The organism is Curtobacterium sp. S6, assembly GCF_000710345.2.
Classification (GTDB): domain Bacteria; phylum Actinomycetota; class Actinomycetes; order Actinomycetales; family Micrococcaceae; genus Rothia.
This window is the reverse complement of record NZ_KL537414.1, coordinates 239450-254076: the sequence shown is the minus strand read 5'-3', so window position 1 is coordinate 254076 and position 14627 is coordinate 239450. Positions and strand designations below refer to the sequence as shown.

The window sequence follows — 14627 nt, the reverse complement described above, 5'->3', positions numbered from 1 at the left end:
AGCCGATCAGGTTGACTTAGTTGGACGTCGATTCGGTCTTCTCGGCGGCTTCGGTCTCGGAACCCTTCTCGGCCTCGGCGGCCTTCTGAGCTTCGTGCTGCTCGAGGAGTTCCTTCTCCCACTCTGCCATGGGCTCTTCCGGCGCGTCTTCCTTACCGGACTGCTTCTTGTTGCGCTCGAGGAGGCCCTCGGCGACGGCGTCGGCGACGACGCGGGTCAGCAGGTTCACGGAGCGGATGGCGTCGTCGTTGCCCGGGATCGGGAAGGCGACTTCGTCCGGATCGCAGTTGGTGTCCAAGATGGCGACGACCGGGATGCCCAGCTTCTGAGCTTCGTCGACCGCGAGGTGTTCCTTCTTGGTGTCGACGACCCACAGGAGCGAGGGAGCCTTGGTCAGGTTGCGGATACCGCCCAGGGTCTTTTCGAGCTTCTCGAACTCGCGACGCAGCAGGAGCAGTTCCTTCTTGGTGTACTGCGAGGCAGCGACGTCGTCGAAGTCGACCTGCTCGAGTTCCTTCATGCGATCGATGCGCTTGGACACGGTCGCAAAGTTGGTCAGCATGCCGCCCAACCAGCGGTGGTTGACGTAGGGCATGTTGACGCGGGTCGCCTGCTCGGCGATCGCTTCCTGGGCCTGCTTCTTGGTGCCGACGAACAGGATCGTGCCGCCGTGAGCAACGGTGGCCTTGACGGCCTCGAAGGCGCGATCGATGAATTCGAGCGACTGCTGAAGGTCAATGATGTAGATGCCATTGCGCTCGGTGAAGATGAAACGCTTCATCTTCGGGTTCCACCGACGGGTCTGGTGACCGAAGTGGACACCGGAATCGAGGAGCTGGCGCATAGTTACGACGGGCATGTCGTCTCCTTTGTGATGGCGCGTCCCATGTGCCTTAGGGTCCCGCACCATCGTTGTAGTTATCGGTTCATCACGCGAAGGAATGAGTCCTTCGTCGTTCCTGGCGATCGACGATCACCACCGCATTCGTGACGCGGCGGATCAAAGCCCACCTTTCCCGACGCCTCGAGGCGACGGACCGCTGGTGGGCGCCGCACCTCGTAAGAGGGCGCGACGATCACGCGAAGTCAGTGGGCACAATCGTGCCACTGCTATGGCCACTATACAGTACGAATCCTTGCCAACAGGCCGCGGAATCGCCGATCTGGATCACAGTTATCCACACGTCGCGGGCGTGCAGGGCGCACGCCCGGAAGGCGGCGGTGGGTCAGCGCTTGACTGATGACATGTCTCGACTCTCCCGCTTCCTCGTGGTGGCCGCCGTGCTCGCGCTGATTTTTCCGGCCACCGCCGCACGGGGCCTTCCGCGCTGGTCCTGGCCGTTGACGCCGGTCCCCTCGGTGGCCCGTCCGTTCGATCTGCCGGCGCGGCCGTGGTTGCCGGGTCATCGCGGGGTGGACCTCGCCGCCGCCTTCGGCCAGGAGGTTCACTCCCCCACCTCCGGCGTCATCGAGTTTTCCGGCTGGGTGGTCGACCGTCGCGTGCTGACACTCGCCACCGACGACGGGCACAAGGTCAGCTTCGAGCCGCTCACGGATGCTGCCGACGTCGGTCGCCGGGTCGCGGCGGGTGACGTGATCGCCCGACGCGACCCGGAACAGTTGCACGCCCCCTGCGGGTCGTGTCTGTACTGGAGCGTTCGCGACGTGACCGGCTACCTCAACCCGCTCCTCTTCGTCGGCGCCGCCTCGCCCTCGGCGCTGTGGCCGGTTCCCTCGAAAATCTCCGCGCCGGGGAGTCAGAGCCCACCGCCGGGTGAGCCCGTCCCCCGCGATCAGTAGATGCCGTCCGGGCTCACGCCGCTGACGTCCTTGACGATCGTGGAATCCACCGGGACCGTTTGCGGGCTCACGATGGTTCCCCCGGACACGCTCGCCACCACCAGCTTGTTGGTGATACGACCGGCACGAGACGCGCCATCGCGAAAGGTAAACAGGACGTCCGGAACGCTGGTCCCCGTGCCGATCTTCGGAATCTGAGTTCCCGCCGGAAGGGTCCAGGTGATGACCGTGGTCCGGGTGGCCGAGTTGTAACTATCCCGCGTGATGGACCCATAACTCGACCCTGCCGAAAAGGACCGTTCATCCGTCGCGGTTTCCAGCAGGCCCACCACGTTAATCACGACGGTCAGCGTCGCCTGCAAGGTGATCGGACTATTGGCCGCTGGAACCCCGAGATTCAGGTAAGTGCTATTGAGAAACCCGTTGGCCCCGCCGCCTCCGTCGAAAAGGACCGCGAGGTCGGGATTGGTCGGCGAGGCAGCCACGGCGGGTACCGCCGCCGCTGAGGCCACGACGGGCACAGACCACACCGCGCCGCGCGCCAAACTCCGCCGGCTGACGTGATGGTCGCTCATGAGCGCCTCCCCGAGGGGTCGGGAATGATGAACCGGTATTCGTCGGCGTCGCCAAAACCTTAAACGCCGAACGAATTTTTACTCAAATAATTATTTATATTCTTAAAGGTAACAAGATATGCCGCCTTTGTCTCCCGCCAACGGGCCCGGTCGAGCGTATCGTCGAGGCCAACAAGAAGGAGCCGGCGCCCGCCCCGCTATCGGCCGGCGGAGCCGAAAACCTGACCTTCGGCCGGGGCCGCGGAAATTCGGTACCTGCCGGAACGAGGACCCAACGAGGCAAGCCCCGGCCTGGCGCCGTGGGTTCGGCGGTCGCGCGATAAGAAGACGAAAAAACCCCGCCCTCCGGGCCGTACGGCCTGGAGGGCGGGGTTTCGGTAGGGGGTGCGGGGCTTGAACCCGCGACCAAAGGATTATGAGTCCTCTGCTCTGACCAGCTGAGCTAACCCCCCGTAGTGGTATTCGCGCCGCACGAGGTCGCCACGAACAGCTTCACAGCTTACCGTATCCGCGATCGCGCGTCGGCCCGGAACCTGCGCCGACACACGCCCCCATGGGGGCCTGCCGGACGGTCTACCGAGCCTCCGGCCCCCGGTATTCGCCGCGGTACATGGCCTCGAAGGCGTCCCACGTCTTCTCGACCGAGTGCTTCTGGACCATCTCGTGGCTGACCTCACCCATCCGTCGGCGGGTCTCAGGGGAAGCCTCCAGGACCAGGGCGAGCTTCTCGCTGAGATCCTGAGCGTTCCCGGGCTCGAAGAGGTACCCGTTCTGGCCGTCGCGGATCAGGTGCGGAAGGGCCAGCGCGTCGGCCAGGACGAGGGGCCGGGACGCGGACATCGCTTCCAAGCTGACGAGGGACTGAAGCTCCGCGGTGCCCGGCTGGCAAAAGACGTCGGCGCGAAGATAACCCTCACGCAGCTCGGCATCAGAAACGAACCCCAAGAAGTGCACGCGATCTTCGACTCCTTGCGTCCGCGCAAGCGACTTCAGATCGTCCTCGATCTCCCCCGTCCCAGCGAGCTCCAGATGGGCGTTGAGCTCGGCCGGCAAGAGCGCGATCGCCCGAATCAGAACGTCGATATTCTTTTCGACCGCCAAGCGACCGGCGAAGAACACCACGGGGTGGTCACGCTTGGCGATGACCTCGCCAGGTTCCAGCTCGTAGCGTGCCGAATCGATGCCGTTGGACACCGGAATCACGGGAGTCACGAATCCGTGATCGTGCATCGCCTTGGCGCCGATCGGGGTAGGCGTGGTGACGTGATCGGCCCGCCCCAGGACCCGTTCCATGTCCTTCCAGGAGCAGTAGGCGATGAATTTGAGCGCCAGCTCCGGGAATGGCAGGAAAGGATTCAGATTTTCCGGCATGAAGTGATTGGTCGAGATCAACCGGATCCCCCGACGCTTGCAGGCCCACGAGATCATGCGTCCCACGATGTAGTGGCACTGAATATGAACGACGTCCGGCTTCACCTCGTCGAGAATGCGCCCGACCCGGCGCTGGACCTCCCACGGGAAACACAGCCGATAGTACGGATGCGTCGGCGGCCGGTGCGACCGGAGGCGATGCTCGTGAATTCCGTCGATCTCGATGTCATAGGACGGCCCGTCCGAGGCTCGCCCGGCGATGACGTGCACTTCGTGGCCGCGGTCCCTCATTCCCACGGCCAGGCGATGGCCGAATTGGGCCGCACCGTTGATATCGGGCGGGTACGTATCCGCGCCGATCAAGATCTTAAGGGGACTCGCGTTCATGAATACCTGTCATTCCGTTGGCTCATTGAGGAACAGGGCGAAGACAATCCCTGACAGTCTACCGGGCGCCTCGGGGGCGGCCTCAAACCCTGCGGGTGAGGCGTCAGTCATGGTGCCCCGGGCATGCAAAGACGCCCGCCCTCCCGGAGGAGGACGGGCGTCGTCGTCAGGTCTCCGGCCGATCGCCGGGTGATCCGCCTACTTCTTGAACAGGCGACCCAAGAACACGAAGAACGCTCCGACCGAGACGGCCAGGGCCGTCAGCGGCTTCCAACGAGCCTTGAGGTTCTCCGGATCCGAGACGTTGCTACCCAGGTTCGACGCGGCGGCCTTGGCACGGTCCGGAGCCGACTTGGCGTCGGCCGAGGACTTCTCGGCAAGGCCGGTCGCGGAGGACTTCACGGAAGAGAACTGCTGACCGAAGTCGTCGCGGAGGGTCTTGAGGTGATCGCGACGTGCCTTGGTGCGCTGCTCGAGCTGGTCCTGGGTCGGCTGCGGGTTCTCCGGAACCTGACCGGACTTCTCCTGGCGCTTCTTTTCCGCCTTGGCCTGCTGCTTCTCCTCGGCCTTGGCCTCCTGCTTCTCCTTCATCTCGCGACGCAAGCGGCTCGAGGTGTAGGAGGAGCCTTCCTTGGCAACGCCGAGGTCGTAGAGGAAACCGAAGATGGCCGACTCGGGCTTGAGCGGCATCTGCTTCTTGATCTTGAGCAGGCCGATCAGGGCGAAGATCGCCAACAGCACGATGAACAGGGCCGCAAACAGCAGGGCCGAAAGCCACAGCGGCATGATCGTCGCGAGGCCGGCAATAGCGGCACCGATTAGCGCGATGGTTGCGAACAAGAGGAACACCAGGCCGACCGCGACGAATGCCGCGCCGACTCCAAGCTTGATCCCCTTGTCCTTCATCTCGAGCTTGGCGATCTGCAGCTCGTCCTTGATCTGCTTGGGGCCCAGGCGGGTCGCGACCTTGCCGATCCCCATGACCTGACTTGCCCCGGCCTTCAGGGAGCTCAAGCCGCCCCGATAGGAACGGGGCCGTTGCGTGGTGGTGGTCTCTCCGTGATTGATGGAGTGAGACATCAAGCCTCCCTAGTGAATGCCATTGATTTTCACAGCTAAACCTATCATCGACTGGCCCTCCGCGAGAGTTGGAGCACTAGGAAAACGCCGATTCTTCACCTCCCGTGGAAAAACCTTCCTGCGTCCGCCTTGATCGATTTGCCCGACGGATCCCCGTGACCCGGGCGAATCGTCCCGACGCCGGCGGGGCCACGGCGACGTCCCCGCCGAAAGGAGTTTCTCGTTCTTGGCGGCATTCTTTCGGCATGAAAACCTCCCCGGGAGAACAATTCACCGTGATACCCACGACGCTTTGATGGGGCCATCTCGAGGTCTATCCCTGAAATCCATTGTGGCGCGCGAGCATCGAACTGTACTCTGGAGTACGTCGGCAGGGACCGACATCCGCGTCGGCGATGTCCCCCAAGAAGATCAGCCGCGCGGTGAAAAATCCCCAGGCGCCCCGGCCGACCCATAGCACGCCGGGGCGCCGCCCACAGCACCGCCGCTCAGAAGCGGACGACCACCACGGGCCTTCGCAAGCCGCCCCGAAAACCACGCATTCCTGGTTCTCGGCTGCGCCGCGCGCACGGCCAACCATAAGGCCATAAAAAATGAGGCCCGAATTCACCAAGTGAATTCGGGCCTCATGCCTCGCATTTCTGCGTTCCGCTCCCCCGACTGGACTCGAACCAGTAACCCTTCGATTAACAGTCGAATGCTCTGCCAATTGAGCTACGGGGGACCGCTACTGAAGCGCTCTTCAACGCTTGCAACAGCATTAGACTTTACAGGCTCCATCGGCGGGACGCAAAACCGATCCTAAGTGAGGATCGTCACTGCACCTCGGAGAGTTCGCGACGCTTCGCCTCGAGATCGGCAATCTCGCGTTGGACACCCCGGAATCTCTCGGCCTCGACCACCGCATCGATCCGTTCGAGCTCGCGCACCTTGTCCCGCTGTCGCGCGCTGAGCTCCTGTTGCAACAAACTGTTGAGGATCGACACCGTATAGGCCTCGAGCTGCCGCTGCGTCGAGGCGGGCAGAGGAGCGACGGTCAGCTCGGCCAGCAATGAATGCGTGGCTTCATGAGCGTGCCCCCGAATCGCGTTGATCCAGGCCGTACCCGGTTGCGGCGCCACCTCGCGAACCGCCGCCAGGATCCCCTGGAGGAGCTCATAGTGGACGCGGTACCGCACCCGGATAGAGCCCAGCGCGTTCCACTGGGACTGTTCCACCAGGTCGGGCACCTGGATCAGCACCTCGAGGGCCTGCTTTTCCCTCCGGGCGGCGGGATCGCGGTAGTCCGGAGCTTCGATCTCCGGCTGGGGCGCTGAATCTTTCTCCGCCGCGGCCTCGACCTCTTCCCGGCGCTGCCCGGAAGGTTTGCGGGCTTCGGCCCGGACCGCCTGGTCCAATTCCTGAAGGTCGACGCCGATCCACCGCGACACCTCGCGCTGATAACCGTGCCGCAGAACCTGGTCCCGAATGGAAGCAACCATCGGCGCGACCGTCCGCATGGCCCGGTAGCGTCCCTCGATGCTGTCCAGGTCGAAGTCCCGGAGGGTCACGCGGATGGCGAATTCGAAGAGGGGGCGCTTGTCCTGGAGGAGATTTCGGACCGCCCGATCACCCCGCTTGAGCCGAAGATCGCAGGGGTCCATGCCGTCCGGAGCGACACAGACATAGGTCTGGGCCGTGAACCTCTGGTCCTCTTGGAAAGCGTGGAGGGCGGCCTTCTGCCCGGCCTCGTCGCCGTCGAAGGTGAAGACCACCTCTCCCCCGCTGCCGTCGTCCCCGAGCAACCGTCGAACGATCTTGATGTGTTCCGTTCCGAAGGCGGTCCCGCAGGTCGCCACGGCCGTTTCGATGCCCGCGAGATGGGCGGCCATCACGTCCGTGTATCCCTCGACCACCATGATCTGCTTGCCCTGGGCGATCTTCCGCTTCGCGAGGTCGATGCCGTACAGGACCTGCGACTTCTTATACAGCTGGGTCTCGGGAGTATTCAGGTACTTCGGGCCTTTGTCGTCCTCGAAGAGCTTGCGGGCGCCGAAGCCGATGGTTTCTCCGGTGATATTTCTGATGGGCCACATGAGCCGTCCCCGGAAGCGGTCGTACATGCCGCGCTGGCCTTCCGAGAACATCCCGGTGGCCTTGAGCTCGTCCTCCGAAAACCCGCGGTCGCGAAGGTGCTTGAGAAGATTTGACCAACCCTGCGGCGCGTATCCGACGCCGAACTTTTTCGCCGCCTCGCCGTCGAATCCGCGGCCGCCTAGGAAAGCCTGGGCCGCGTGCGCCTGTTTGGTGTAGAGGTGATGCTCGAAGAACTCCTGGGCGATCTTGTGGGCGTCGATCAGCCGCTGGCGGCGTCCCTTCTCCTCCCGAGAGGGTCCGCTGCCCTGCTCATAGTGGAGCTCGTAGCCGACGCGGGCCGCGAGCCTCTCGACGGTCTCGGAGAAGCTCGTGTGGTCCATCGCCATGAGGAACGCGATGACGTCGCCGGATTCGCCACACCCGAAGCAGTGGTACGTGCCCATCTGCGGCCTGACGTGGAATGACGGAGTGCGCTCATCGTGGAAGGGGCACAGTCCCTTATACGAACCGATGCCGGCGGATTTGAGCGTGACAAAGCCCTCGACGACCTCCCGGATATCCGTCCGGGACCGTACTTCGTCAATATCCTCGCGTCGAATCAAACCAGCCACGCATGACAGTTTATCCGTGGCTGGCAAGCTCCGGGTGCGGCTTCGCGCACCGTGGACATCTCACCAGAGCGGCTTGTCTCCTGTCCGCCAGTTCAGCCCGGTAATCCGGTCGTGCAGACGCACGGCCGAGGAGTCCGTCAGGGAGGCCACCTGGTCCACCGCAAGGCGTAGCCGGGCGGCGTCGTCGGACGGGTCCGTCTGACGCCAATCCTCGGCGAAGACCGGGTCGAGGTACTGCCCATCCGTCTCGACCAGGGCCTCGACCAGGACGGTCAGCATCTCGCGCTGGTTCTCGTACATGGGCCCCTGGTCCCGAACCGCCAGGACGAAGGCCGTGGCGATGCCCTTCATGACGGCGATCTCGGATAGGGTCTCGCGCGGAATCCGCAGCTGGGCATCGTACCGGGTCAGCCGCCCCGTCCCGTATTCGGCCCGGGTCGCGGCGATGGCTTCTCCCGCGAACCGACCGATGAGTCGGCTCGTCAGGGCCTTCAGCGCCGCCATCGAGCCGCGCGTGCCGGTCATGGTGGGCAGCCACTCGTCGAGTTTTTGGAGACGGGCGAGGGCGGCCTCGAGCTCGGCCGGTTCCGCGTCCTGGAGGTAGAGGCGTTGAGTCCAGCTCAAGACGCGCTCCCGCTCCGCGGTCCGATCCATCCACCCCAACTGGACGTGACCCGCGAAGACGGCGTCCTCGACGTCGTGCACGGAGTAGGAGATGTCGTCGGCCAGGTCCATAACCTGCGCCTCGAGGCATTTCTGCCCCTGCGGGGCCCCCTCACGGAACCATTCGAAGACCGGAAGGTCGTCCTGGTAGACGCCGAATTTGGGGCTGCGGACGCCGTCGACGACCGGGGCGTCTTCCCGAGCCCACGGGTACTTGCACGCGGCGTCCAAGGAAGCCCGCGTCAGGTTGAGCCCCGCGGATCCGCCGTCCGGGAGAATCACCTTGGGTTCGAGCCGGCACAGCAACCGCAGCGTCTGGGCGTTGCCTTCGAAGCCTCCGGCGGAGTCCGCGATCAAGTTCAGGGCGGTTTCCCCGTTGTGGCCGAAGGGCGGGTGCCCCAGATCGTGGGCCAGGCACGCGGCGTCGACGACGTCGGGGTCACACCCGATCATCCGGCCGACCTCACGCCCGACCTGCGCGACCTCGAGCGAGTGGGTCAGGCGCGTGCGAATGAAGTCATCCGAATTGGGAGAGACCACCTGGGTCTTGAAGCCGAGACGGCGCAGGGCCGAGGAGTGCAGCACGCGGGCGCGGTCGCGTTCGAATTGGCTGCGGTAAAGGTTCTTGTGGTTTTCCGGCAACCAGCGTTCGGCGTCGCGCGGCGAATATCCGGGCTGGTTCGGTTCCATCGGGGAAGACATGAGGGTGGACACCTTGGTCGGAAACGATCGGGACAAGCCCACAGTACCGCGAGTTTCTGCGGCTGGAGGCCGTTTTCCACAGTGTTCCCCGTGACCGGCGGCGACTACCCTCCCGAAATGTCCAGTTCCGCGTCCGCCAGGCCCAGTCGTTCGGCGTCCCCCAGGATCCGCGAGTTCAGCCATCCATCCGGCACGTGCGGCTTCTTGGGTGAACCGGCGCGGCCCCGAGGGCCTTCGACGTCGGCACCCGGATACGGCAGCGAGAGGTCCAGCTGGTTGAGCAGGTCGCGGAATTCTTCGAGGGTCGAGACCTGCGCCATGCTGGCACGCAACTGGCCGCCGACCGGATACCCCTTGAAGTACCAGGCGATGTGCTTGCGGATTTCGCGCATGCCCCGGTGTTCGTCGTGGAAGGTATCGACCAACAGTTCAGCGTGCCGATAAATGATGTCGGCGACCTCGGCAACGCCCGGCCGAAACCGGTCGGCGCGCCCCTCGAAGGCCGCCTGGAGATCGCCGAAGAGCCAGGGGCGGCCTTGGCAACCCCGGCCGATCACGACGCCGTCCACGCCCGTTTGCTCGACCATGCGGGCGGCGTCTTCGGCCGACCAGATGTCGCCATTTCCGAGAACGGGAATATCCTCGATGGCCCCGCGGAGCTGCGCAATGGCGTCCCAATCGGCCTGGCCCGAATAGTGCTGAGCGGCCGTGCGACCGTGCAGGGCGATCGCGGCGACCCCGGCGTCCCGAGCCGTCTTGGCGGCGTCGAGGAACGTCATGTGGTCCTCGTCGATCCCCTTGCGCATCTTGACGGTGACGGGGATGTCGGCGCGTGAGGCCTCGCGAACCGCGGTCGTCACGATCGCCTCGAAGAGGTCGGTCTTCCACGGCAGCGCCGAGCCGCCGCCGTTCTTCATGACCTTGGGCACCGGGCACCCGAAATTCAGGTCGATGTGGTCCGCGCGATCTTCCTCGGCGACCATGCGGATCGCCCGACCGACGTTGACGGCGTCGACGCCGTAGATCTGGATCGATCTGATCTTTTCGTCGTCGTCATGTTCGATGATGCGCAGCGAGTCCGGTCGCCGCTCCGCGAGCGCCCGCGCCGTGACCATCTCGGTCACGTACAGCCCCCCGCCGTATTCGCGGCACAGCCTGCGGAAGGCGCGGTTGGTCACCCCCGCCATGGGCGCCAGCACCACCGGCACGTCGACCGTGAGGCGGCCGAGGCGTAGCGGTGGCAGGGAGAGCTGGGTGGGAACGGTTTCGGTAGTCACCGTGCGATTTTCTCACAGCTCATCGGGTTCGGCACGACCCCGCCGGCACATGTGAGGGGTTCGACAACCTCGCAGGTGGCCGCGCCTGGCCCCTCACTCGGCGTGCGCGTCGGCCACCGCCAGCGCTCGATCCAGGATATCCAGACCCTCTTCGGCCTGCTCGCGCGTGATATTCAGCGGGGGCGCGACGTGGATGCGGTTGTAGTTGGCGAACGGCAGCAGGCCCAGCCTCTTCAACTCACCGATGAGCTCGTTCATCTCCGGCGAACTTCCGCCGTAGGGCGCCATCGGCTCCCGGGTCTCACGATCCTTCACGAGTTCGATGGCCCAGAAGCACCCGAGTCCTCGGATCTCGCCGACGCTGGGATGCCTCTGGGCGATGCGTTCGAGCCCCGGGCCGAAGACCTCGCGGCCGAGTCGATCGGCGTTCTCGACCATGCCTTCCTCGGCCATCGCGCCGATCGTGGCCACCGCCGCCGCGCAGGCCAGGGGGTGGCCCGAGTAGGTCAGTCCGCCCGGGTATTGCCGGTCCCGGAACGTCTCGTAGATCGCCTCGGAGATGGCGACGCCGCCCAGCGGAACGTAGCCGGAATTGACCCCCTTGGCGAAGGTCATCAGGTCGGGGACGACGTCCCAGTGGTCCACGGCGAACCAGGCGCCGGTTCGGCCGAACCCGACCATGACCTCGTCGGCGATGTACACGAGCCCGTAGCGGTCGGCCAGGCGACGCACCCCGGCCAAATACCCGGGCGGGGGCGCGTAGATTCCCGCGGTGCCGGGAACGGTCTCGAGGATCACTGCCGCGATCGTCTCGGGTCCCTCCAGGACAATCGTGTCCTCGAGGTGGCGCAGGGCCCGGTCGGTCTCCTGCTCGAGGTTTTCCGCGTCGAAGTAGGAACGGTAGGGGTACGGCGGCATGAACCGGACGACGCCGGCGTCGCCGTGGTCGCTCGCGAACCTGCGGGTGTCCCCCGTGACGTTGACCGCCAGATCCGTCCCGCCGTGATAGCTCCGGTACGCGGAGAGGACCTTGCGGCGACCGGTGTGCAGGCGTGCCATGCGGATCGCGTGCTCGACGGCCTCCGCCCCGGCGTTGGTGAAGAAGATGTGGTCGAGATCGCCGGGCGTGCGCTCGGCGATGAGCCGGGCCGCCTCGGAGCGGGCGTCGTTGACGTGGGACGGGGCGATCGTGCACAGCTTTGCGGCCTGTTCCTGGATCGCCCGGACCACCACCGGGTGCTGGTGGCCGATATTCGTGTTGACCATCTGCGAGGAGAAGTCGAGCAGCCTCCGGCCTTCTCCGTCCCAGACGTAGGACCCCTCGGCCTTGGTCACGACCATGGGCTTGAGCGACCCCTGAGCGGACCAGGAATGGAAGACGTGTCGCCGGTCCAGGTCGTAGGCCTTCTGTCCCGCCTCGAGCTCGGCCTGGCTCGGCCCGTCGTGGTTCGTGGGATCCGCGTTCGCGGTGCGGTCTTCCGGGGTCCTGCTCATTGCGCTACCTCCAGTCGTGGTTCCCCCAAGTCGGGGCGGCATTCGGGTTCATTTTAGGCGCCCTGTGCCCGTCCGCGTCGAGGAACGGTCCGGCGTCTCCGGGATGTCTTCGGATGACGTCCCCGACGCTTCCTGCCCGTGATCGTGCCGGAGGTCTTCCGTGACTCGTTCGACGTCGGCACGAAGGGCCTCTTCGTCCACGGCGACCTCGGCCAGCCTCACTCGGAGCGTCACCTCGTTGCCGGTGTCTGCGGCGGCCGCCGCGGCGGCCAGCTGGCCCTCGCGCACCCAGTGGTCGCGGACCCGATGGCCGTGCCCGGGGATCTCGCCCCGCGCGTTGACCACCCGCCACCACGGAACGTTCGAGCCCCACCGGGCCATGACATTACCCACGACCCGCGGCGACTCCCCCACGAGCCGACCGATGGTCCCGTAGGTGGTGACGCATCCGGCCGGAACGCACTCGACGGCGCGGAGGATCCTCTCGACTCGCAGATCGTCCATGGTTTCCTCTCGTGGGCAGGCAACTCGAGCAGGACCCTACCCCACGTGCCGGGATGGGGGCGGGTCACATGCGCCGCGAGAGCCCTTCGGCCCGTCGCGATCGTGTATAGATGTGGATCACACGGCATGTCCGATGCGTCGGACCGTGCCAGCCCGTTCCCGACGCCGCGTTCCGCCGAACGCTCGAGGAGACCGATCGTGCCGAAGAGTACCCCAGCAGCTTCATCCTTCCCGCGTCCGAGCGCGAACCTGGCCCGCATCGGGGTCGTCGGCCTCGGCCACATGGGCTCTCCCATGGCCGGTCACCTCGCGTCGGCCTTCCCCGGTCGGGTCGCCGTGACGGCCCGCCGCAGGCGCAGCGCGGAGGCTGCCGTCGAAGCCGGGGCCGAGTGGATCGACAGCCCGCGAGAGCTGGCGGCCCGGTCCGACGTCATCGTGTCGGTGCTTCCGGATCTGCCCGAACTTCGGTCCATGCTCGACGAGCTCCTCGCCGGGGCCGAGGGGCATCGCTTGGTGCTGGTCATCGCCTCGACCTCCTCGCCCACGGAAGTCCGGGAGCTCGCCCGCGAGCTCGACGAGGGGCCGCACGACGCCGTCGTGCTCGACGCCCCGGTCTCCGGGGGCGAAGACGGCGCCCGGGCGGGAAACCTGTCGATTATGCTCGGCGGGGACCCCGACGACGCCCGGCTGGTCGCCGAGCTCCTGGAGCCCTGCGGCCGTGCGGTTCGGCTGGGCCCGGTGGGCGCGGGGCAGGTCGCCAAGGCGTGCAATCAGCTGATCGTCTCCGCGACGGTCACCGCGGTCTCGGAAGCCGCGATCCTCGCCGACCGAAGCGGCCTCGACGTCTCCGCGCTGTTCGAGGTGTTCGCGGGCGGGTACGCCGGGAGTAGGATCCTGGCGACCCGAGGTGAGCGCATTGCCACGGAGGACTACTCCCCCTCGGGCGCGGCAAAGTACCTGGCCAAGGACCTGCGATTCGCCACGGACGTCGCGACGGACACGGGCTCCTCGCTGGTCCTCCTGCCGCACCTGAGACAGACATTCGCCGATCTGGAAGACCGCGGGCTCGGAGACCTCGACCTCTGCGTGATCAGGCGCTACCTCGAGCTCGGCGACTCCTAACGGTCCGCGAGGACCAAGGCCTCTTCCTGCACCTCGGCGGTTCCCCGCTGGATCAACGCGTCCACCAGCTCGCAGAGCACGGTCATCGAGTCGTCGACCTGGAGGACAACCGGGTACTGGGCGACCAAGAGCGCCAAGAGCTGCTCGACGTCCTCGCCCGCGCGGGGTGAGTCGACGTCATAGCCCAGGAGCACCTCGGTGGGCTCGTCCTCGGGGATCTCCCGGCCGGGCGCGTCCGCGTCGAGGGATCGATAGCTGATGGCAAATGCCGTAATGGGCGCCGTTTTCGCCTCGTGGTTCGCGGCGATGACATCGTCTCGCACCACGATGGCCCCGAAGGCCTCGGCCTCGTCGGAGAGGAACAACCGGTTGACCCGACCCAAGGACTGTTCGGCCGGCGGGTCCCACGTGTGCACCGAGCGGTAGAAATTCCACACCGCCTGCGTGAGTTCGAGCGATCCCGTCGCGAGGTCCTCGACCGCTTGGTCCAGACGGTCCGCGCCATCCACCCGGAGCGGCTGCGGCGCGAGGGCCCCGGCGTCGACACGCACCATGCGGGTGCGCTGAATCGATCCGAGCCCGGCCCACTGGGCGAATCCGGCCCCGGGGGTCGACTCGACGATCTTGGTCCGCAGGGCCGTGACCCCCGACGGGGACTCCTGGGCGAGCCGTCGAAGCTGTGCCAGGAGCTCACGGCCGACACCGGCGCGACGGTGGTCCGGGGCGACCTCGACGTAGGCCCAGAGACGGCTCACGTGCAACGAGGTCTCGTAGACCGTTGCGGCCGCGACCGGGACGCCCTGATGCTCCGCGACGATCGAACGCTGCCACGGCGCGTCGGTATCGGGTCCCAGCTTGGCGCGGAACACCGAAGCCTGGATATTGTCGGCGTCCGGCCACACCTGCATCAATTGCAGGTCGTCGCCCTCTTGCCAGGGTCGGAAAGTGTAATCCGGCACCACGAA

12 protein-coding genes and 2 tRNA genes are annotated in these 14627 nt (G+C 65.9%); 2 read left to right on the top strand and 12 right to left on the bottom strand.

The annotated features are described in order from the left end of the window. Nucleotides 1-16: 16 nt before the first annotated feature. Nucleotides 17-859, bottom strand: a complete 843-nt coding sequence (rpsB, locus tag CURSPS6_RS10520) for a 30S ribosomal protein S2 (protein ID WP_030016025.1) — start codon at nucleotides 857-859, stop codon at nucleotides 17-19. A gap of 386 nt (nucleotides 860-1245) precedes the next feature. Between rpsB and CURSPS6_RS10515 the strand changes: the two genes are divergently transcribed. Beyond that, a complete protein-coding gene (locus tag CURSPS6_RS10515; RefSeq protein ID WP_051687920.1) occupies nucleotides 1246-1800 on the top strand; it encodes a M23 family metallopeptidase in 555 nt (184 codons plus the stop codon). Here the strand turns inward: CURSPS6_RS10515 and CURSPS6_RS10510 are convergent. The 10 genes from CURSPS6_RS10510 to CURSPS6_RS10465 form a co-directional block, all read right to left on the bottom strand. Further along, entirely contained in the window at nucleotides 1794-2375 is a 582-nt protein-coding gene (locus CURSPS6_RS10510) for a hypothetical protein (protein WP_030016022.1), read from the bottom strand. The two genes, CURSPS6_RS10515 and CURSPS6_RS10510, sit on opposite strands and share 7 nt — an antisense overlap. A gap of 378 nt (nucleotides 2376-2753) precedes the next feature. Next, nucleotides 2754-2827, bottom strand: a tRNA-Ile gene (locus CURSPS6_RS10505). Between the two features lie 121 nt (nucleotides 2828-2948). Further along, nucleotides 2949-4133 carry a glycosyltransferase gene (locus CURSPS6_RS10500; RefSeq protein ID WP_030016020.1) on the bottom strand — a complete coding sequence of 395 codons (1185 nt, stop codon included), beginning with the start codon at nucleotides 4131-4133 and terminating at the stop codon, nucleotides 2949-2951. A 198-nt stretch (nucleotides 4134-4331) separates the two neighbouring features. Further along, complete coding sequence (locus CURSPS6_RS10495; RefSeq protein ID WP_030016019.1) at nucleotides 4332-5213, bottom strand: phage holin family protein; 882 nt, start codon at nucleotides 5211-5213, stop codon at nucleotides 4332-4334. Between the two features lie 651 nt (nucleotides 5214-5864). After that, nucleotides 5865-5937 (bottom strand) — tRNA-Asn (locus CURSPS6_RS10490). A 91-nt stretch (nucleotides 5938-6028) separates the two neighbouring features. Beyond that, nucleotides 6029-7900 (bottom strand): DNA primase, encoded by a 1872-nt coding sequence (dnaG, locus tag CURSPS6_RS10485; RefSeq protein ID WP_030016018.1) that lies wholly within the window; start codon nucleotides 7898-7900, stop codon nucleotides 6029-6031. Nucleotides 7901-7960: 60 nt separating this feature from the next. Beyond that, on the bottom strand, nucleotides 7961-9265 hold the full coding sequence (locus CURSPS6_RS10480; protein ID WP_030016016.1) for a deoxyguanosinetriphosphate triphosphohydrolase: 1305 nt from the start codon (nucleotides 9263-9265) through the stop codon (nucleotides 7961-7963). A 104-nt stretch (nucleotides 9266-9369) separates the two neighbouring features. After that, nucleotides 9370-10542: a tRNA dihydrouridine synthase DusB gene (dusB, locus tag CURSPS6_RS10475; RefSeq protein WP_030016015.1), complete on the bottom strand. Its 1173-nt coding sequence runs from the start codon at nucleotides 10540-10542 to the stop codon at nucleotides 9370-9372. Nucleotides 10543-10635: 93 nt separating this feature from the next. Continuing rightward, nucleotides 10636-12036, bottom strand: coding sequence for an aspartate aminotransferase family protein (locus CURSPS6_RS10470; protein WP_051687919.1), 1401 nt, complete (start codon nucleotides 12034-12036; stop codon nucleotides 10636-10638). 48 nt (nucleotides 12037-12084) lie between these two features. After that, on the bottom strand, nucleotides 12085-12540 hold the full coding sequence (locus tag CURSPS6_RS10465) for an MGMT family protein (protein ID WP_051687918.1): 456 nt from the start codon (nucleotides 12538-12540) through the stop codon (nucleotides 12085-12087). A gap of 198 nt (nucleotides 12541-12738) precedes the next feature. On the opposite strand from CURSPS6_RS10465, the gene CURSPS6_RS10460 reads away from it, so the two are divergent. Next, the gene (locus CURSPS6_RS10460) at nucleotides 12739-13662 is read left to right on the top strand and encodes an NAD(P)-dependent oxidoreductase (protein WP_235503752.1); all 924 of its coding nucleotides are present in this window, start codon (nucleotides 12739-12741) and stop codon (nucleotides 13660-13662) included. Here the strand turns inward: CURSPS6_RS10460 and CURSPS6_RS10455 are convergent. Further along, nucleotides 13659-14621 carry a GNAT family N-acetyltransferase gene (locus tag CURSPS6_RS10455; protein WP_030016011.1) on the bottom strand — a complete coding sequence of 321 codons (963 nt, stop codon included), beginning with the start codon at nucleotides 14619-14621 and terminating at the stop codon, nucleotides 13659-13661. The genes CURSPS6_RS10460 and CURSPS6_RS10455 overlap by 4 nt on opposite strands. Nucleotides 14622-14627 lie beyond the last annotated feature (6 nt).

What these genes read in the sequence shown, in the direction of transcription:
- rpsB (WP_030016025.1), bottom strand. Translation starts at nt 859, where the DNA reads ATGCCCGTCGTAACTATGCGCCAGCTCCTCGATTCCGGTGTCCACTTC.
- CURSPS6_RS10515 (WP_051687920.1), top strand. Translation starts at nt 1,246, where the DNA reads ATGTCTCGACTCTCCCGCTTCCTCGTGGTGGCCGCCGTGCTCGCGCTG.
- CURSPS6_RS10510 (WP_030016022.1), bottom strand. Translation starts at nt 2,375, where the DNA reads ATGAGCGACCATCACGTCAGCCGGCGGAGTTTGGCGCGCGGCGCGGTG.
- CURSPS6_RS10500 (WP_030016020.1), bottom strand. Translation starts at nt 4,133, where the DNA reads ATGAACGCGAGTCCCCTTAAGATCTTGATCGGCGCGGATACGTACCCG.
- CURSPS6_RS10495 (WP_030016019.1), bottom strand. Translation starts at nt 5,213, where the DNA reads ATGTCTCACTCCATCAATCACGGAGAGACCACCACCACGCAACGGCCC.
- CURSPS6_RS10480 (WP_030016016.1), bottom strand. Translation starts at nt 9,265, where the DNA reads ATGTCTTCCCCGATGGAACCGAACCAGCCCGGATATTCGCCGCGCGAC.
- CURSPS6_RS10470 (WP_051687919.1), bottom strand. Translation starts at nt 12,036, where the DNA reads ATGAGCAGGACCCCGGAAGACCGCACCGCGAACGCGGATCCCACGAAC.
- CURSPS6_RS10465 (WP_051687918.1), bottom strand. Translation starts at nt 12,540, where the DNA reads ATGGACGATCTGCGAGTCGAGAGGATCCTCCGCGCCGTCGAGTGCGTT.